15 protein-coding genes are annotated in these 19026 nt (G+C 66.2%); 7 read left to right on the top strand and 8 right to left on the bottom strand.

Annotated features, from left to right (window positions below; all coding sequences use genetic code 11):
• Positions 1–21 precede the first annotated feature (21 nt).
• Complete coding sequence (locus tag G401_RS0136955; protein ID WP_245601610.1) at positions 22–1380, bottom strand: IS701 family transposase; 1359 nt, start codon at positions 1378–1380, stop codon at positions 22–24.
• A 1564-nt stretch (positions 1381–2944) separates the two neighbouring features.
• Here G401_RS0136955 and G401_RS0136960 point away from each other — a divergent pair.
• On the top strand, positions 2945–3229 hold the full coding sequence (locus G401_RS0136960) for a MerR family transcriptional regulator (protein WP_034594258.1): 285 nt from the start codon (positions 2945–2947) through the stop codon (positions 3227–3229).
• 147 nt (positions 3230–3376) lie between these two features.
• Here G401_RS0136960 and G401_RS56945 read toward each other — a convergent pair whose 3' ends face one another.
• Positions 3377–3886 (bottom strand): STAS domain-containing protein, encoded by a 510-nt coding sequence (locus tag G401_RS56945; protein WP_169734299.1) that lies wholly within the window; start codon positions 3884–3886, stop codon positions 3377–3379.
• A gap of 420 nt (positions 3887–4306) precedes the next feature.
• Here G401_RS56945 and G401_RS0136970 point away from each other — a divergent pair, with 420 nt between their 5' ends.
• The 6 genes from G401_RS0136970 (at position 4307) to G401_RS0137005 (ending at position 9085) form a co-directional block, all read left to right on the top strand.
• Positions 4307–4873 (top strand): Hsp20/alpha crystallin family protein, encoded by a 567-nt coding sequence (locus G401_RS0136970; RefSeq protein ID WP_322787773.1) that lies wholly within the window; start codon positions 4307–4309, stop codon positions 4871–4873.
• A gap of 356 nt (positions 4874–5229) precedes the next feature.
• Complete coding sequence (locus G401_RS53815; RefSeq protein WP_281174227.1) at positions 5230–5604, top strand: GAF and ANTAR domain-containing protein; 375 nt, start codon at positions 5230–5232, stop codon at positions 5602–5604.
• Positions 5605–6063: 459 nt separating this feature from the next.
• Positions 6064–6990: a diacylglycerol/lipid kinase family protein gene (locus G401_RS51020; RefSeq protein WP_245602044.1), complete on the top strand. Its 927-nt coding sequence runs from the start codon at positions 6064–6066 to the stop codon at positions 6988–6990.
• Between the two features lie 92 nt (positions 6991–7082).
• Positions 7083–7460: a CorA family divalent cation transporter gene (locus G401_RS57390; protein WP_027346449.1), complete on the top strand. Its 378-nt coding sequence runs from the start codon at positions 7083–7085 to the stop codon at positions 7458–7460.
• 367 nt (positions 7461–7827) lie between these two features.
• Positions 7828–8064: a three-helix bundle dimerization domain-containing protein gene (locus G401_RS0137000; RefSeq protein ID WP_157546743.1), complete on the top strand. Its 237-nt coding sequence runs from the start codon at positions 7828–7830 to the stop codon at positions 8062–8064.
• Positions 8065–8617: 553 nt separating this feature from the next.
• Positions 8618–9085 carry an SRPBCC family protein gene (locus G401_RS0137005; RefSeq protein WP_027346451.1) on the top strand — a complete coding sequence of 156 codons (468 nt, stop codon included), beginning with the start codon at positions 8618–8620 and terminating at the stop codon, positions 9083–9085.
• Positions 9086–9413: 328 nt separating this feature from the next.
• Here the strand turns inward: G401_RS0137005 and G401_RS0137010 are convergent, their stop codons facing one another.
• The 6 genes from G401_RS0137010 to G401_RS0137040 all read right to left on the bottom strand — a co-directional run bounded on the left by G401_RS0137010 (position 9414) and on the right by G401_RS0137040 (position 18692).
• Positions 9414–11372: a cadherin-like domain-containing protein gene (locus tag G401_RS0137010; protein ID WP_027346452.1), complete on the bottom strand. Its 1959-nt coding sequence runs from the start codon at positions 11370–11372 to the stop codon at positions 9414–9416.
• Between the two features lie 523 nt (positions 11373–11895).
• The gene (locus G401_RS51025; RefSeq protein WP_051367788.1) at positions 11896–13926 is read right to left on the bottom strand and encodes a right-handed parallel beta-helix repeat-containing protein; all 2031 of its coding nucleotides are present in this window, start codon (positions 13924–13926) and stop codon (positions 11896–11898) included.
• 269 nt (positions 13927–14195) lie between these two features.
• Positions 14196–14750, bottom strand: coding sequence for a DUF624 domain-containing protein (locus G401_RS0137025; RefSeq protein ID WP_027346453.1), 555 nt, complete (start codon positions 14748–14750; stop codon positions 14196–14198).
• A 142-nt stretch (positions 14751–14892) separates the two neighbouring features.
• A complete protein-coding gene (locus G401_RS0137030; protein ID WP_027346454.1) occupies positions 14893–15846 on the bottom strand; it encodes a carbohydrate ABC transporter permease in 954 nt (317 codons plus the stop codon).
• A 9-nt stretch (positions 15847–15855) separates the two neighbouring features.
• The gene (locus tag G401_RS0137035; protein ID WP_027346455.1) at positions 15856–16908 is read right to left on the bottom strand and encodes an ABC transporter permease; all 1053 of its coding nucleotides are present in this window, start codon (positions 16906–16908) and stop codon (positions 15856–15858) included.
• 89 nt (positions 16909–16997) lie between these two features.
• Positions 16998–18692 (bottom strand): extracellular solute-binding protein, encoded by a 1695-nt coding sequence (locus G401_RS0137040; RefSeq protein WP_034594260.1) that lies wholly within the window; start codon positions 18690–18692, stop codon positions 16998–17000.
• Positions 18693–19026: the final 334 nt, after the last annotated feature.

The following is a 19026-nucleotide window of genomic DNA, read 5'->3' on the forward strand; positions in this document are numbered from 1 at the left end:
TACGGCAGCCGAAGATTCTGATCATCGACTGATGTCGACGAGGGTTCGGCGTTTGTGGTGGTAGTGGCGGGCTCTGGCTTGGTGGACGAGGCGCCAGGCGAGCCAGGACAGCGCATGCCGCATCGTCATATCGGGCTTGGCGAATACGAAGGTGAGGAGGCGGCGGATCTCGGCCGCGCTCAGTGGTCCGATCTCGTCGGCGGGCGGGACGGCGGAGGGCTGGGGTCGGGGCTGTTGGGCGGCGAGCACGGCCAGGAACGCCGCGGCGAGTAGGACCAGGGTGGTGTAGCGATGCCAGGAGAGCCAGGTGCGGACCTGATGTTGGTCCAGGCCGGTCTGGCCTTTGGTGTCCTGGAAGCAGGACTCGATCGGCCAGCGCAGCCCGGCGGTCCAGGTCAGGGTGGGCAGGCTGACGGGGGTCGGTGACCAGCACCGGTAGTAGGCGGTTTCGCCGGTGGTTTCGTTGCGGCGCAGCAGTAGCCAGTGGTGGCCGTGGTGGGTTGCGTCGCTTTCGGTCTCGATGATGTTCACCCACGTCCACTGGTAGTAGCGGGGTCCTTTCGAGCCCCAGCCGGCCAGGTAGCGGCCCCACACTTCGGCGGGTAGTGAGGCGGCCAGCTGGGCGGCGGTGATGGTCAGGCTCGGATGGTCCCAGCGGGTCAGGGCGGTGTCGCAGCGGATCGCCAGGACGTAGCCGACCTGCCGGGCCCGTAGGTGGGCGCGCAGCTTCGTGTCGTTGCCGTAGACCTCGTCGCCGGTCACCCATCCGGCTTCGACACCGGCGTCGAGGGCGTCTTCGATCATCTGCCAAGCCAGCTGTGGCTTGGTCGAAAAGCCGATGTCGTCGGGCACGTTCGCGGCGGTGCACCGTTGCGGATCGTCGGTCCAGCCGGCGGGCAGGTAGAGCCGGAAGTCGACCAAGGCCCGGCCGCCGGCGCGGGTGGCGTAGGCCAGATGCACACTGACCTGCGCGTTGTCGACCTTCCCGAGGGTGCCGGTGTATTGCTGCTGCACGCCGACGGTCTTGATCCCCTTCTTGGCGTCGCCGGTCTCGTCCACGATCAGCACCCCGCCGGGGCCGAGCCCGGCCACCACGTAGTCACGGATCTGCGCCCGCACGAACGCGTCATCCCACGACGCCGACGCCAGGAGCCGTTGCATCCCACCGGGATCACTCTCACCGGCGTACTCCGCGATCTGCCAGCAGGTACGCACCTCGATCGGGCCGAGCAGGGCCTGGACGAACAGCCGGGCTCGACGGCGGGGCTCGACCCGGGCGAACGCCGGCGCCACGCGCGCGAACAGCGAGTCGAACTCCTCCCGCCACCCGGCAGGGTCTATCCTGGCGGCAACGGTCGCCGCGACCTCATGTATGTCCACAACAGACATGATCTAGCGGCGACCGTGCCTACTTCCCCTGCCACACACCGACTTTGCCAACCCGTGACCATCGACCGGGCGAACAAAAAACGATCTTCGGCTGCCGTATTAAGAGGCCGCGGCCCCGGCCGATTCAGGTCGGTGTCGAGTGCCTGCGGCTGCTCGGTCCCCCCTGGCTCACGACGGTGGCCACGTGCAGGCTCGACTGCAGTTGTGGTGGCATCTGGTACTCCAGGCCCACGCAGTGCACGCATTGCGGGTTGGAGGGCGAGGTCCAGGCCCAAGTCAAGGATCCGCACCCACAGGATTGGGATACGTTGCAGGCTCGGTGAGCCGGCACATGGAAGCGGCGCGGTTGGTGCAGGTATTACTCGCCTCAGTCGATGTTCAGGGTTCACCAGGGCGACGAGATCGGCTATCGGCGAGGGCGCGCCCCCGACACGTACCCAGTTCCCGCCGGGACAGGCATTCGCAGGGCAACGGCAGGGCGAGCGCGCCGGCTCAATACCGTCGTGAACGTGAGTCTGGGCGTACAAGAGGCGAGGTGCGTCAGCTGGCATCAGGTCACGGATGCCGCCGTCACGAGCGATGGGGATATCCGGCAGCGCGGCATGGACTTGCTGACCGCGCGCGGCTGGGGCGGTGCGACCGGACTCGATGTCGTAGAACTTGGCGACGATGACGAATCCCGGCGGGGGCGATCGCTGCTAGCGGTATCCCGCGTGACGAACTGTCCATGACGATGCGCCCGGCGGGTCGTTGCGGCTCCGGCGGCCTGCGGTCTGGACCAACGGGAATGCCTGCGTCTGGGGGCGAACGCGCCACGGGTGATGAGGGCGCAGTAGCCAGGCGTTATGCCGATGCCGCAGGTCTCCTGAAGCTCTCAGTAAATCTATGGCGACGGCGGTAGACATCCTGGGGTTTGTTGGTTAAAGTTCCTGAGGTAAGCAATGAGGGAATATGAAGACGCCGACGTAACATTGCCAGCCCATGCTGGTACTGGATCAAATGTTCCGAGTGGAGCCTTCACCGGAGCAGTAAGGCGCCGAACGTGTACGGGACCATGAAGGTGAGTGGGGTTCTGGCACCGGCAGGCAACATCGCAGTGGCACGACAGCTCGGCCCGGTTTCGGATAGCCGGGAGTGACAGGCGCGGCCAAGTTCACGTTTTGGGGCTTCGCCTGTAGCAGTCAGCCGTACGTGCAGGGGCCATGACATTCGCGTGGGGCTTCAGCACCGGAACATGATTGCGAGCACGACAGCACCAGGTAAGGAACAGCAGAAAGCTGAGGAAAGGGAGGGTTGGTACACCGTTGGATCGCCCGTTGCAGGCCGGTTAGCTGAGCCTGGCGGTCACCGATGTTTTCCATCCGTACGAAAGGTGGTCTCGGTCACGCTTATGCGATCCTCGCACCTGGCGCCGCTCACGGCAGCCCGTGCGAAAACGACAACCGGCGACACGTTGCCGGTGATGGTGTTTCACCCGTAACCCTGGGCCCCGGCGCTTGCTGCGCCGGGGCCCTCGTCATGAAGGTGAGAATTGAGTCAGACCACCACACAGGACATGTTCGACGACGACGACTACCCCGCCTACACCATGGGCCGCGCCGCCGAAATGCTGGGCACCACCCCAGGCTTCCTGCGCAGCCTCGACGAGGCGAAACTCATCACCCCGCAGCGATCCAGCGGCGGCCACCGCCGCTACTCCCGCTACCAACTGCGCCTGGCCGCCCGCGCCCGCGAACTCGTCGACCAGGGCACCGCCCTCGACGCAGCCTGCCGCATCATCATCCTCGAAGACCAGCTGGCGGAAGCACTACGCCTCAACCAGAGCCAGAAGCCCGACTGACGAGGCGATGGCGCCGGCCAAGACGGCGCCCCAGCCCTCGCCCCGCGCCGTTGTCGTCGGCATTCGTCAAACGAGCGGCAAGCAGATCGCGTCCGGCGATCACCGAGTTCAGCTGCTCTGCGTAACGTACGAGTGGAAGTGTCACGCCTACATCGCACCGTCCGCAGGATCCGCCAGCACCAGCCGACCAAGGTGGCAGCGAAGTCGGGCATCGGCGTACGCGAACCGGATATTGGCGTAACCGCCTGTCAGCACGGTGAGCTTGTGCGGATCAGATGCCGGTGGATGGTCGATGCCCGCCGGCGGCCGATTGGTGCTGGTTGCGAGGGGCGTGGCCTTGCCGGTGAGTTCGTTGAGGACGCCGGTCATCTGCAAGACACGGTGGACGATGCCGTGGGGATTTGCCACATGCAGCGCGACGTCATGGACGGCAGCCCAGTTGCCGCCGTCGATCAAGGCGCGGATTCCGGCGCAGTCCAGGAACGTGACCTGGGAAAGATCGATGGTGAGCCGCTGGATGCCGCCGCGGCAGACGACATCTTTGATGGCAGTGCTCAGATGACTGGCGGTCGTGAGGTCGATCTCACCGATGACGAGGAGAACTTCGGTGCGCTCCAGCACAGGGCTGCTGGCGATCGACAGTGTCAGAGTGCTCATCTTGTCACCTCCGAGAATATCGGCGCAGTCCAGCATCGGTCGCCCTAGCGGGCACGGACGACTCGACCGGCGGCCACTCGCGTAACACCATGGGCGCCGGCGCCGCGGAAGGGGGGCCCCTCGGCGCTCCCGATGCTGCGGCGCGAAAGCGGTCTCAGAGGTCCTGCGTAGACTCCGGCTGTGTTGACAGAATCTATCACAGCGGCTATAGATTTTGTATGCCCGTGGGGCACGGTTATCGGTTGAGAGACGGACCCTGATGAGGAGGTGATCATGGTGGCCCGGCTTGGCTCCTCCCACCATCGCCGTGACCACCGGTCGCGGCTCGGTGACCGCCGACCGCCCAACCCGCGGCACTGATCAACGGCGCCGGCCGCTCTGCCGGTGACCAACAGGACGAACATCATCACCGTTGGCCTCATGCGAGGAAACAACAATGACTGGGGCTGTGCCCCGAACAGATCTGGAGGTGTGTTGGTAATGACTGGCCTGCGTTTCGACCCGTTTCGTGACTTCGACCGGCTCGCCACGGAGGTGTTCGGCACCGCGCGTACGCCGTCACTGATGCCGATGGACTGCATGCGAGCCGGCGACGAGTTCGTGTGCCGGTTCGATCTTCCCGGCATCGACGCGGACTCCCTGGACGTGTCAGCGGAAAACCAGACCTTGACCGTGCGCGCCCAGCGCACCCGCCGCGATCCGGACGACTGCACCTATCTGGTCTCCGAGCGGCCGTCTGGCACGTACAGCCGTCAGCTGGTGCTCGGCGAAGGACTGGCCGTGGACCAGATCCGCGCCGAGTACCGAGACGGCGTGCTGACCCTGACCATCCCCGTCGCCGAACAGGCCAAGCCCCGCAAGATCGAGATCATGCGGGCGGACAACACGGCGATCGGCTCCCACGACGGTCACAAGATGATCTCCGGACAGGCTCAGGCGGAAACCGCAACCGAGCGGCAAAAGGTGCCCACGACCACCGGCTCCTGATCCACGGCCGAACGCCGCACTCCGGCACAGGACGGTCGCCTCGGCACGCTCAGCGGCCCGCGAGCTTCCTGGTTGGAGCGGACATCGCCAGCGGCGACTGCTGCGCCTGCAGGATCGCACAGCAGCTCTGGACGACGCAGAGTCCCCGGAGTACGCGAGGGGCGCGGCAGTCGCCGCCATCGACGTCACCATCGTTCCTTCGCTCAGCCGAGACTGCCGGTCGGAGCGTCGAGGCGGCAAGGTGTTGGTTTACCGACCAGCGGATTGGTGATCCGCAGGCTTCTGACTGCGTGCTGCTGGAGCGATGCCCGGCCACCAGCACAAACAACGCGAGCACAGCACCATGACTGTTCCAGCTGCAGGCCGAGGAAGGTCCGTGCGTGGAGTGTTTTCGCACCGGCCGGCCGGTTTCGGTCGCCAACCTCGCTGTGGGGGACCGGTGGCCGCGCTTCACGGAGGCCGCGGCGGCTGTCGGCTTCGCCGCTGTGCACGCCGTGCCGATGCGGCTGCGCGAGCAGGTGATCGGTGCGCTGAACTTCTTCGACGTCACACCGGGTTCGCTGGACCCGGCGAAGCTGCACAGCGGCCAGGCGCTGGCGGACGTGGCGACCATCGGGTTGCTCCAAGAGCGGGCGATCCGCCGCCGGGACGTGCTCACCGAGCAGCTGCAGGCCGCGCTCAACAGCCGCATCGTGATCGAACAGGCCAAGGGTGTGCTCGCCGAGCGCTGACACATCGACATGGACGACGCGTTCGGGCTGCTGCGCAGCCACTCCCGGAGCGGGAACCGGCGGCTGTCGGAACTCTCACGCGCCATAGTGGACGGTACCGAGCAGCTGCCGGGCCCGGACGCACCGTAGATCGCGGGCAGGTCGCGGGGCGGAAGTGATCCGCCCCGCGACCGCTACCCCCCAGGAATGAAGTCTCGGCATGGGATCTCGCCGTGCCGTCGGGAACGAAGCCCGTCGGGGCGGCGGATGGCTCCATGGTCATCGCGTCTGTGGACACGTCGCAGTGATACCGGCAAAGGGTTGCTCGTGGTGACCGCGTGGTCCAGGCGGATCGAAGATCGAATCTTACCGATCTGAGATTGACCGTACACCATTGCGCCGCTGACAACCACAGCTACGAGGGCGGGCGGCATATCGGACCGGGTTTCGGCTGCCGCCCCGTCCGGGCATGACGTGACCATGGGAGTCTTGCGGTCGGCGGTCATCGTCAACCCCACCAAATGTGACGAGGCCGGCCTTCGGACGGCGCTGGAGGCTCAGCTCGCCGAAGCGGGCTGGCCGGCGCCGACGTGGGCGGCCACGACGACCGAGCACACCGGCCGTACGCAGGCTCAGGAGGCCGTCGCCGCCGGGGCGCAGGTTCTCTTCGTCGGCGGCGGCGACGGCACCGTCATGGAGTGCGCCGGTGCCCTCGCCGGTACGCCGGTGGCGCTGTGCGTACTGCCTCTGGGCACCGGCAACCTGCTCGCCCGCAATCTGCGCCTGCCGACCGACATCGCGGGCGCGATCTCGGCCGCCGTGGACGGAGAGCGGCGCAGGATCGACGTCGGGCGCGTCGGCGAACGGTGCTTCACGGTCATGGCGGGGATCGGTTTCGACGCCCGGATGATGGACGACGCCCCCGAAGCACTCAAGGCCCGTACCGGCGCCTTCGCGTACGCGGTGTCGGCGCTGCGGCACCTGCGCGGCGAGTACATGCACGTCGACATCACCCTGGACGGCGGCACGCCCCTGCGGCGGCGCGCGCGAAGTGTCCTCGTGGCGAACATGGGCGACCTTCAGGCCGGTGTGCGGCTGCTGCGCAAGGCGGAGCCGGACGACGGCGTACTCGATGTCGCGGTCATCGCTCCGCGTACCCTGCGGCATTGGCTGACGATGTCGGTGTCGATATTGCTGCACCGGCGCCGCGTGCCGCACATGGACGTGTTCACCGCCCGGACCGTGGGCATCCAGGCGACACGCCCGCAGGCCCGCGAACTCGACGGCGACGTCATCGACAGCAACCGCGAACTGGCCGTCGCGATCGACGCGGGGGCCCTCGTCGTGTGCGTTCCGCGCGAGCAGGCGGGCACGAGCGCCGGACAGGGCGAGACCGGATCGGCGTAGTGTGATGTGAAGGGAGGCGAAAGCGTCGCCCGCCCGCCTGGACCCCGCGGTTGCCCACCAGCGGCTCCCGGTCCAGCGAAGGCGTACCCATCATGATTGTTGACGATTCTCCACCTGTCGCGACGCTGGAGCGCGGGTCCCGCCCCCGGGCGCACACGCGGCTGTACCGCGACGGCGTACGCGTACTGCAGGACTTTCCCTTGGCGGACATCTCCGAACATCTGGCCGAGGCCGGGTCCGTGGTGTGGCTGGACCTGAGCCGTCCGACGCCCGCGGATTTCGCGCCGGCCAGCGCCGAGTTCGGCCTGCACGAGCTGGCCGTGGAAGACGCGCTCGACGAGTCCCAGCGCCCCAAACTCGACCGTTACGCCACGCACCTGTTCCTCAGCGCGTACGGCGATCGCAGATACAGGCCATACAGCGGCGGTCGTTCGCGCTGCGCAAGAACCTCGTCGTCCTACGCCGGGTGATCATGCCGATGCGGGAGGTCCTCAACTCCTTGCTCACCATCCAGGCCAACCCGGATGAATCTGATCATGAAGAAGGTGACCAGCTGGGCGGCGATCATTGCCGTCCCGACCGCCATCACCGGTTCTACGCCAGAATCTGCCCTATCCCGGGTTCGCCACGGGCTGGGGCGTGTACGCCTCGACGGGGCTGATCCTGATCCTGTCCTCCGTGCTGTTCGTGGTCTTCAAGCGCAGAGACTGGCTCTGAAGCGCCCTGGCAACGGCGGCCGCCGGACAGCGTCCAATGTTCATGATCGGCGCGGCGGGAAGACCTTCGCGGCGTGCCATGCTGGAAGTCTTCGACCAAAGGCCGTGACGGCACATGTCCATGACACAGCTCGCTCGCCCGCAGACCGACGACCAGCAGATCACCGAGATCGTCGCCCGGCTCCGACGACGCTACCCGCCCCAGCGGATCTCCAGCCCGGACCTCGAACAGCTGGTCGACGGCTTCTACCACCAACTCTCCGCAGCCCCGATCCGGACCTTCGTCGCCATCCTCGCCGAGCGCCTCACCCGAGCGTCCATCGAAAACCCGGCACCTGCGGCGGGTACGCCTTCCTGACCCGCCGGCCCGACGCGACCGCGTACCGGCAGATGTGTGTTCAGGCGGTCCAGGACGTGCTCGACGGGCTGGGTACCGCCCGGTTGTCGGCGGGGGAGGCGGGCGACCGTGACCTGTTCGGCACGTATACCTGGCCTACAGCTACCGGCGGATGACCACCAACTTCGCCGCGATCACCAACCTCGAAATCCATCGAACATCGACTCACGCCTCATCACAACCGGCAACGCCGCCACAGCGCTCTGGGTTACCTCACCCCGATCGAGTTTGAAAGGCTCCGCCCCGAAACCCTCCTCGCGGCCTGAGCCAACCAAAACCACTCCGCCAATCCAGGGGAAGATCACACTCTCCGAGCAATCGGGGGAACCTCACCGGGATCGGAGAACCATTCCCTGGCCGAACCGGCGTAAGCGACTGTGTTGCCGGTGCCGGACACGACGAACGGTGCGTACTCACTGCTCGACCTGGTATCACAAGGCGATCGTCTGGGTAACCGCTCGCAGAGAAAGCTGATAGCTGCCGCGATGGCCTGGCTATGAACTGAGGGGCGACGATGATTCACATCTCACGGACTTTTGCCGTCGACAAACCGCCTGAAACGGTCGTGGCGTACCTGGCCGACTTCGCCAATGCTACCGAATGGGATCCGGGCACCGTTCGTTGTACCAAGGTCAGTGCCGGACCCGTACAAGTTGGCTCGACCTGGACCAACGTGTCCAAGGTTCTAGGTCGCCAGACAGAGTTGACCTACCGCCTGACAAGGCTGGAGGCAGATCGAGTAACGCTTGTCGGCACGAACAAGACCGCAACATCGACTGACGACATCACGGTGCGACCCTCCTCCAACGGTTCTGAGATCACCTACGACGCCACGATCGAATTTCACGGCATCGCGAATCTTGCCACGCCGTTCCTGAAGATCGAATTCGAGCGCCTTGGCACGGCCACCGAGGAAAGCATGAGAGCAGCCATCGGTCGGCTGGCTGATGGCGGTCAGCGCGGAGCGGAGCAGATCAGGTAGCCGGTCCAGGCGAACGTAGCATCGAGCGCTCCTGGCCGACGCGCATACCTCCTTGAGGTCGGCGATCGGTCCTCTCGACTGCTCTGCATCGGAACCATCATCTAATATGGATATTCGCCGCGACATACGGTCGGCACCAGAATGCATCAGAGCTGTTGGTTCTGCGTAAATGCCTGTGCGTGAATTGGCGGGCGCCTGGCGTAGCCCGCTTTACGACACGTCGGCCACGCAGGTACGGAGCGTCGACCGCGCCGGCCGCCGCTCAGGCGCCGACGGGGGCGAGGTCGATGTCCGCCTCCGTCCACGTCCGCAGGCTGATGCGCCTGCGCTACGGCAGGCCGCAGCTGATCTCGCTGATGCCCGGAGGGACAGGCCCGGCGATTTGGACGGGTGCGACGGTGATGGTGTTGTCGGTCTCGTCGGACTCCGTCACCACGCCGTCGCGGTCCAGGGCGATCGTCCGGGTGAAGGTCTGGTCGACTCCCTTGATCGTCGTGTTGATGGTGTGGGTGACGTCCTGGCTGCTCAGGCCGGTGAGGGTTTTGATGTTGGTGACGGCCCCGGCCGGTGTGATGAGGCTGGACTGTAGCGGTCCTGCGGGCGGGGGGAAGGCGCCGGCGACCGCGACTGACACGACGAGGAGGATCTGCGCTTTGCCGGTGGCTGGCTGCGGTCCGACTGTGAAGCAGCGGACCGCGGCGATGGTCACGTTCCCAGGGTGGGCATCGACGCGGATATGGACGGTCGCGGTCGCGTGCGCGCCTTTCCCGTCTCCGATCGTGTAGGTGAACGCGTCGTCGCCACTGAACCCGGCCGCGGGGGTGTACACGATGGACGTCGCAGTGTCGATGGTGGCTGTTCCGTGGTCTGGGGTGGTGACTTGTTCGATGGCGAGCGGGTCGTTGTCGGCGTCGGTGTCGTTGGCCAGGACGCTGATGGCGACCGGCTGGCCGGTGATCGTGGCGATGTTGTCGTCGGCGGCGACGGGTGGGTCCTCGACCGCGGTGACGGTGACCCGCACGGTGGCGGTCTCGGTCTGGCCGTTTCCGTTGTCGACGGTGTACGTGAAGGTGTCGGCTCCGTGCCGGTCGGGTGCGGGGGTGTAGGTGGCCACGCCGGCGGCGGTGACGGTGACGGTTCCGTGGGCGGGGATGGTGTGGGCGGTGACGGTGAGCGGGTAGCCTGCCGGATCGTAGTCGTTGGCGAGGAGGTCTGAGGTGACAGTGGTGTCCTCGGCGGTGGTGAGTTGGTCGTCGTCGGCGCGGTGGATTCCACAGTCGATCGGCTGAGGGCTGGTCGGCGCGGTCCCTGCGGGCTGGGCGGGTTCGATGAGTAGGCGGTTGTTGTCTTCGTTGACCTCGGGCAGCAGGCCGCCTGGATCGAGTGCGACCGTACGCGGGAACGTCTGTGCTGTCGTCTTCACGGTGGTGGTGATCGTGTGGGTGACGGTTTGGCTGGTGAGTCCGGTGAGGGTTCGTGTGTTGGTCAGGCCGCCGGTCGGTGTGAGCAGCGTGGACCGCAGCGGTCCCGATCCGGGCGGGAACGTGCCGACGATCGTGGCGTCGACGGAGATGATGATTTGTGTCTTGCCGTCGGCCGGGGGTGGGCCGCCGAGGAAGCAGCGCACTGCGGTGATGGTGACGTCGGGGCCTGCGGCGCCGACGGTGACGGTGACGGTGGCCGAGGCCACGGCGCCGCGTCCGTCGGTGATCGTGTAGCTGAACGAGTCGGTGCCGGTGAATCCTGGTGCCGGGATGTAGCGGATGGTGTCGTCGCCGGTGATCGAGGCTGTGCCGTGGGCAGGCATGGTCGTGCTCAGCAGGGCTGTCGGGTCGCCGTCGTCGTCGGTGTCGTTGGCGAGGACGGGGACGTCGACCGCGGTGCCGGTGGCGGTGGTGGCCGTGTCGGGCCGCGCTGCGGGTGCGTGATCGGGATTGGTCTGCGGCTGAAGGCGTACAGCTGCGATCTTCCATTGGTTGGGAACGTCGTCGTCGATCGTGAGGTACGCGACGGCGCCGGCTCGGTCGGTGGTCAGCGGGCCTGGTCCGTCATGATGATCGTTGACGGCGACGAACACCCCGCCGAGTGGGCCTGGTGTGACGGTGGTGCCATCGACGCGGACGAGGACGCTGTGATGCGACGGTCTGCCGTACCCGGTGACGAGAACCTCGCCCCCCGGGGTGGTGGCGATCGTGCTAGGTGCGGTGGCGCTACCGGGACCGTCGTCGAAGATCCGGCCGCTGGAGCTGAGCGGCTGGCCGGACAGAGAGATCCGGGCGACCTGCATGTCGTAGTCGGTGGACAGGCTGTTGACGGCGAGATAGTCGGCGGAGCAAGGGAATGTTCCGCACCCGGCACGGTGGACGTACGCGACCGGCCCGTGTGCCTCTGCGCCCCACAGAAGCGTCCTTCCAGTCGGGTCGACGCGGACAGCGGCGTACGGCAGCCCATCGCCGGCGCTGATCTGGGCGACGACTGCCGACCCGTCGGGCAGCGCGACCAGCTGCGGCGGTGTCGCGCTGAGTCGGTCCGGCCGATGATCATGGACAGGCCCTGCTGGTTGGCGAGGCCATAGGTGAGGGCCCGGGTGCCGTCCGGGTTCAGTCGCATTGTGTAGACGAAGCCGTTGGCCGCGTTGCCCGTGATGAGGATCTTCCCGTCTGGCCGGAGGGCGACTCCGCCGCCGGGGTGAAGGCAAAACCAACCGCGATATCCGCCGCCTCCTCAACGCTACATCTGCCGCGCAGTCTTCCGACAACTACAGCTCCTCATGCCTTGACAACAGGCATAGAAGAGTCTGTTAGGAGTTCTTAGCGCCGGCCCGCCGGTTCTGGTGCGGCGAGTATCCGGGTGACGGGCGCCGATGCGGCGAACGGCCCGGGCACAACCTCACCTCGGAGGATCCCACAGAGGTCGGCGCTCAGGTCCAGGTCAGACGCGTCGGGGTTGGTGTAGCCCATCTCGGCTTGGTAGCTGGTCCCGAGGCGCTCGGTTGTCACCGGGGCGACCACGTGGGTGCCGCCCGGGTAGGTCACCTCGACGCGAAGGGTGCCGGCTGCGGTATCGAGCACCTCGACTCGCACGGGTGATGCGCCTGTGATGATGGCCGTGGCTTCCGCGCGGAACGGCTCGGCGCCCTCCGCGTAGAGGTTGCCCTCGATCCAGACCGGGAGGCGCGGCCCGGCCAGCGCGCTGCCGCCCTCGTTCGGGTACTCCTGCGCCACCGGGTAGACGTCGTACTGCGAGGTGCCCACCGGGGTGGGCACGAAGGTGGCCTGCCCGGGCACGCCGTCGATGTCGATCGCGCCGGACCAGAAGCTCGCGAGCGTCGGCTCCGACTGCGGTTCGGTGCGCTCGGCGCGCGCGCGGTTGCCGACGAAGACGTTGTTGTAGAACCGGTTGTCTCCACCGAGGATGTTCGAGACTCCGTAGACGGCCGTGGAGTGCGGGAGGTGGTACGGGGTGTACCGCTGGTGCTCGGTGCAGTTCGCGATGCGACCGGCAATGTAGTTGTGCACGTAGGCGCCGCCGGTGGACATGTCCTTGACCGCCCACGGTGACAGGAACAGGTTCGAGTCCACGAGGTAGGGGCCGTGGCAGACCTCGACCATGAAGTCTTCGGCGGTGGAGGCGTAGAAGACATTGCGCCGTACCTGGGTGCCCTGGGCCTGCCAGTCGAGCCACAGGGCACGGTGCGTGTGGTGGATGGTGTTCCCGCTGATCACTGTGTCGATCGCGGCATGCAGCTTGATGCCGGCCACCTCGGCGCCGTGCCACTGTCGCTTCACGTGGATGCGGGAGATGTGGTTGTCGGTGATGGTCGAGAACGCCGCCCCCAGGTGCCCGACGATGCCGGCCTGCTCGCAGTCCCGGATCGTGTTGCGGCGCACCGTGTGGGAGCCGACGTGGTCCCGGTCCCACGGGTGCGGCTCGCCCGCGGCGGCCCCGCGCAGGGCGAGCGCCCGCTGGATCACCTCGCGCTCGCGCTGTGTGCCGCCCTTCGCGCCCTTCGGCCCTGCGGCCGCCTCGTTCTGCCCGGTGCTGGCCTCTTTGCCCAGCGAGACGCCGACGTTCTTCGAGTCGGTGATCGTGTTGTCCTCGATCATCCAGCCCTTCGACCAGTGCGGGCCGATCAGGCCCTCTTGCAGCGCCGTGGGCGGGGCCCACTGCGTGGCGGCCTTCGTCAGGGTGAACCCGCGCACCGTAATGTGGTCGATGCCCGTGGCGGCGGGCCAGAAGACGAACGCGCGTGCGTTGATCTCGATCTGGTGCTCCGCCGGGTCGGCGCCCCCGAAGTTCGCCCAGATCGTGGTGACGTCGTCGCCCACCTCGCAGTACCAGGTCAGCAGCGAGCCCGCCTGGTCGAACGAGTCCACGGTGACCTCGGGGTGCTCGACGCCGGCCATGGTCAGCGACTCGTACAACGACTTGCCGTCGAGATACACCTCGCCCGTGTGCCAGGTGTTGACCTGATCGAAGAACCAGTCCCCACCGATGCGCTCGAGGTAGGGGTTGCGCGACCCGAACAGGGAGTTCGGCACGGTCGCCACCCAGACCCGGCCCGCCGAGCCGGCGTGCGGATGCCAGTCGGCGATCACCTCAGCACCCGAGATCGTCACCTTCTCGAACAGGCCATCCGCGCCCAGCGCAGCCTGGTAGGTGATCGGCGCGGCAGCCGTACCGCCGCGCGGCGGGTTCACCCACTCGCGGTACACGCCTTCGTGCACGACGACGGTGTCCCCCGGCTGAGCCAGGGCCGCGGCAGCACCGATCGTGAGCAGGGGGTCCTGCGCGGTTCCGGCGGCGGTGTCGGAACCAGACTTCGCGACGTGCAGCTCCACGCCGGTAACCTCAGCCTCAGGGACGGGGAAAGTAAGAGCGCTGCTGGCCATTGATGATCTCGATTTCTAGAGTTTCTATCGGTACCTGGAGGCCGAGCCCGTCAATCTGAGCGGCCTCCTCGCGCTCGCGCGTCAGGCTCTCGAAGAACGACTTCGGCGGCGTGGACCCGCGGTGATCGGCGGTCCACGCCACTGACCGACATCGCCGGGCATGCTCAGTCTTGACGGAGCCTCACCCCGAGACAACCCAGGTCCACGGCTGAAGAGCGTCAGACCTCCGCCTCCTTCGGCTCCAGTTGCACGTACCCCCGGGCGACGAAGAACCGCTCGAGCAGGTAGCACCACCACAGGAGGATCAGGCCGGGCGCCACGAACACCGCGGGCATGAAGTTCCAGATGGCGACGCCCCCGAGGACCACGGCGATCCCGAGCAGGAACGTCAGGCTGGGCGTCGTCAGCCCCAACGTGAGCCCGTTGAGCATCTGGCGCCAGGTGGGGTTGGTGAAGCGGGCTGCGAGGGGGAGGCACCAGAAGACCAGGAGCAGGAGGAATAGTCCGACGACAATGAGTGGCACCCAGACCTCGGCCAGCCCGAGAGTGGGCAGGTAGGAGAGCGTGAGGATGCCGACGGCCGCGACCGGGACGGCCAGCAGGCCGATGACGGTCGCCTGCCTCCAGCTTTGCCGCAAGGCCTTCGTGGCGATGGCCCAGGGGCCAGCGTCCTTGCCCAGGACGTACCGGCGGCACACCTCGTAGGCGACCACCGTTCCCGCTCCCGCCGTCACGACAAGGCCGAGGCTCACGAGCCAGAACAGGCTGATCACGATGACGGAGCCGAGCGAGTCCAGGATGCGCCACAGTCGCGACGCGGGATTGTAACGGAAGATGGTCGGGGCCTTTCAGTGCGCGGAGTTGCGGGTCCTGAGGAGGGAGCCGGCCTGCCGCGGTGGGCGGAGGCCGACGCCATCAGCCCTTCACGGAGCCGATTCTGAGACCGGACACGAAGTGCTTCTGCAGGAACGGGTAGACGAACAGGATGGGGACGGCCGCGACCATGGTGATCGCCGACCGCAGCGCGATCGGTGTGGTGACCTGCCCGCCAGAGTGCGCGCTGCCCGTGGCGGCCACGGAGTTCATGCCGGCGTTCATCGAGCTCGCCAGCAGCTTCTGCAACTCGTACTGCAGGGTGGACAACGCCGGATCGCCCGAGTTGTAGAGCAGGGTGTCCAGCCAGGAGTTCCAGCTGGCCACGGCCACGAACAGACCCACCACGGCCAGCGTGGGCTTGCAGAGCGGCATCACGATCTGCCACCACATGCGGAACTCGCCCGCGCCGTCGATCCGTGCCGACTCGATGATCTCGTCGGGGATCGACTTCATGTACGTGCGCAGGATGATCAAGTTGAACGCGCTGATGATCGTCGGCACCCAGTAGGCCTGGAAGCTGTTCAGCATGCCCAGGTCTTTGATGAGCAGGTAGTTGGGGATCAGCCCGGCGTCGAAGTACATCGTCAGTACGAAGATCAGGGTGATCGAGCGGCGGAAGATGAACTCTTTGCGGCTGAGCGCGTAGGCGAGCATCGAGGTGAAGAACAGGTTTGTCGTCACCACCACGACCGTCTTCAGGACGCTCATGAAGAACGCCTGGTAGATGGTGGTCATGTTGAACACGACGTTGTAGTTCTGCAGCGAGAAGACCCGAGGCCAGATGCCGATTCCGCCACGGACGGCGTCGTTGCCGTCGTCCAGGGAGATGGCGAGCGTGTTCAGCAGCGGGTAGATCATGAGCGCTGCGAGGGCCAGCAGGAAGATCGTGTTGAGCGTCGTGAAGATGATCTGCTCGACCGTCCGCTTGCGACGCTGTGTCCCGCCTCGTGATGCGCGCCGCGCCGGAGGCTTCGCGACAGTGGTGCTTGACATGAAGTCCTCCTAGACCAGCGTCTCTTGGTTGAGGCGTTTGGCCGCTAGGTTCGCCGAGCCCACCAGGATGACGGCGACGATGGTCTTGAAGATGCCCGCGACGACGGCGAGGCTGTAGTTGCCCAGCTGGTAGCCATAGCGCAGTACAAAGACGTCGATGGTCTCGGACTTGTCGGAGACCAGGCCGTTGCCGAGGAAGTACGGCAGCTCGAAGTTCGTGGACAGGATCCAGCCGCTGTTGATGATGAGCAGCACGACGATCGTGGGCCTGATGCTCGGCAGCGTGATGCTGAACATCTTGCGATAGCGGCCTGCTCCGTCGACCTCGGCGGCCTCGTACAGGCCCGGGTCGATCGCAGTGATCGCGGCCAGGTAGAGGATCGTGTTCCAGCCCAGCTCCTTCCACAGGCTCGTCCCGGCGACGATCCCCCAGAAGTAGTTCGGCTGGGTCAGGAACAGGACCGGATGGTCAACGAGGTGCAGGCTCATGAGGCCCTGGTTGATGAACCCGCCGGAGGAGGGCAGCGAGAGCGCCACCGATGCCAGGCTCGCCACGATCACCCAGCTGAGGAAGTGGGGCATGTACGTGATGTTCTGCAGGATCCGCTTGAACGGCAGGTTCTTGACCTCGTTCAGCAGCAGCGCCAGAACGATGGCCCCCAAGGTCCCGACGACCAGGGTCAGGACCGACTGTCCCATCGTGTTGACCACGACCCGGCGGAACCGCTCACCGTTGACACCGGTGAACAGGTTGTGGAAGTTTTCGAGGCCCACCCACCGCTGGTTCCAGATGCTGCCGCGACCCGGCTTGTAGTGCTGGAAGGCGATCGCCCAGCCGTAGACCGGGACGTACTTGAACAGGATCTGGTACATCAGCAGCGGGACGGACATCGCGAGCAGGGCTCGCTGCGCCCAGACCCTGTCCCAGGTGATCTTGCGCTTGGGATCCTTCGCCGCATTCTTTCGGGCCTTGCGCTTCTGGGCACGCGAGCTGCTCGCGGGCTCTAGGGCCGGTTCGAGCCCGGTGGCGGTCACAGGGGTGCTGACCTTGGCGTCCGTCATCTGTCCAACCTCGTCAGGAGCAGTGGGTGGTAATCGAGAACGCGTCGTGGTGGGGGCGCACGCCGCCCACCACGACTGCTCGCAGACTGTTACCAGTTGGCCAGACGGTTCTTGATGCCAGCGTTGACTGCGTCCTCGTACACCTTGACGTCGACCTTGTGGATGGCGTCGACGTAGGCCTGCCACTTGGCATCGAAGTCGGCGGGCTTGCCGGCGATGATCTTCGGCAGGTTCTGCACGCTGGTGTCGGTCAGCTGCTGGTTGACCTGGTTGGCGTCGTCGGAGAGCTTGATGTTCCACGCCGGGTAATACTTGGGGTTCTCCGGCGCCTTGTTCATGAAGTCAAGCCAGGTCTTCTTGTTGCCGTACTTCGCCATGAAGTTCTTGTCGTAGTCGCTCAGCGTCGCGTAGAACTCGGCGGGCTGGTCGTCGGGGCTGTAGGCGTTGCCGTCGGAGAACTTGCCCTGATGCTTGGGCAGCATGTCGAGCAGCGCGTCGAGACGGTTGTGGGAACGCCAGGTGATGTCCTTGTAGTTCTTGCGCTGCTCGTCCGTGCGGGAGAAGACGCCGTCGGCGCCGACCTGGTAGTCCTCGCCGGCGATGCCCCAGGAGAGCGTCTTCTGCCACTCCTCGCTGAGCATGGTGTCGAGGAACTTCAGTGCCTTCTTCGGCTGTTTGCTGGAGGCCGAGACACCAAACCCCTGGTTGATGTTCATGACGGGGCGGTCGGCGTACCAGGGCGTCACCCCGTCGTAGACGGGCATGACGGGCGCGTAGGTGTCCTCGTCCTTGCCGGCGCTCTGCAGCGACTGGGTGGCGGTCTGGAAGTCCCAGCCCTGGTCGTGCATGCCGAGGACGGTGCCGGTGGCCAGCTTCGCGGTGTACTGGTCGTACGTCAGGGTGAAGGACTCGGGGTCGACGAGACCCGCGTTGTACTGCTGGTTGAGGACCTTGTAGAAGTTTTTCGCGACGTCCTTGTCGGCGTAGATCGACGCGTGGTTGTCGCTGTCGACGATGACGCCACCGTTGTTCGGGGCGCCTGCCAGCTGCGCCGGCGGGTTGGTCATGCCCCACTCACGGCCCTTGGACGCCAGAATCTCGAAGCCGACGGTCGGGGCGCCGTTGGTCTGGGGGTGCTTCGTCTTGTAGTCCGAGATGAGCTGGAAGTAGCGGTCGAGCGTCATGTTGCTGAGGTCCGGGTAGCCAGCGTCCGCGAGCACACGCTTCTGGATCCAGAACGCGGGACCGTAGTAGGTGCCGCCGGTGACGTCTCCGTAGAAGCGGTTGTAGTTCGGGAAGATGTACAGGCCCTTGTCCACCTCGTCGCCCGAGTAGCTCATCTTCTTGATGTCGTCCTTGACGTGCGCAGCGAGGTTGGGGTAGTGCCCCGTCTTCAGCATGTCGTCCAGGCGCCGGAGAGCGCCGCCCTCCAGGAAACGCTGCTTCAGGTCGCCGGTGCCGATGAGGTCGGGGTACTGACCGCCCGCGAGCATGACACCGATCTTCTGGTCCTCGTTGTCCGGCGTGACGATCTCGTACGTGAGGGTGACACCGAGCTTGTCCTTGAGCAGCTTGGTGATCTTGTTGTCGGGTGCCGGAGCCTGCTGGGCCGACGTGATCCAGACCGAGAGCGTCGTCGGGTTGCTGGGGCTCAGCGTTTCCGAGTCGTCCGCGCTTTTGTCCGGCGAGCAGGCAGGCAGGGCGATCAGTGCCATGGCCGCGGCGGCCACGGTGAGCTGCCGCCCGGCCCGGCGCAGGCCGCCGAGTCTAAGGTTGCGCTTCATGTCTCTCCTTACGAGAACTGTCCGGACGTCTCTGCTGTGAGAAAAATGTCCGGGCGACGTTGACCGGAAGCTGTGCGGTGCGGACGCGAATTCGGCCTCACGTGTTAATCCCGGCGTGATTTTAGCGATAAAGTAGAGAGGCGATCGAGTTCCGTCAAGCCCTCGCGCGCCAACCGAGACTCCGCCGTGACGTCCCGGTCCACACGCAACGAGCCGCATGCGCCACACCCTCCAGAACGACGCCCTGTCGGCGTACAGGTTGGCGTGGACAGGTAGGTACGGCTGAACGCACCCAGCTCGCCGTACGCGCTCGATCCCACAGCGTGACTGCCCG

The organism is Hamadaea tsunoensis DSM 44101, from assembly GCF_000428945.1.
Lineage (GTDB): Bacteria > Actinomycetota > Actinomycetes > Mycobacteriales > Micromonosporaceae > Hamadaea > Hamadaea tsunoensis.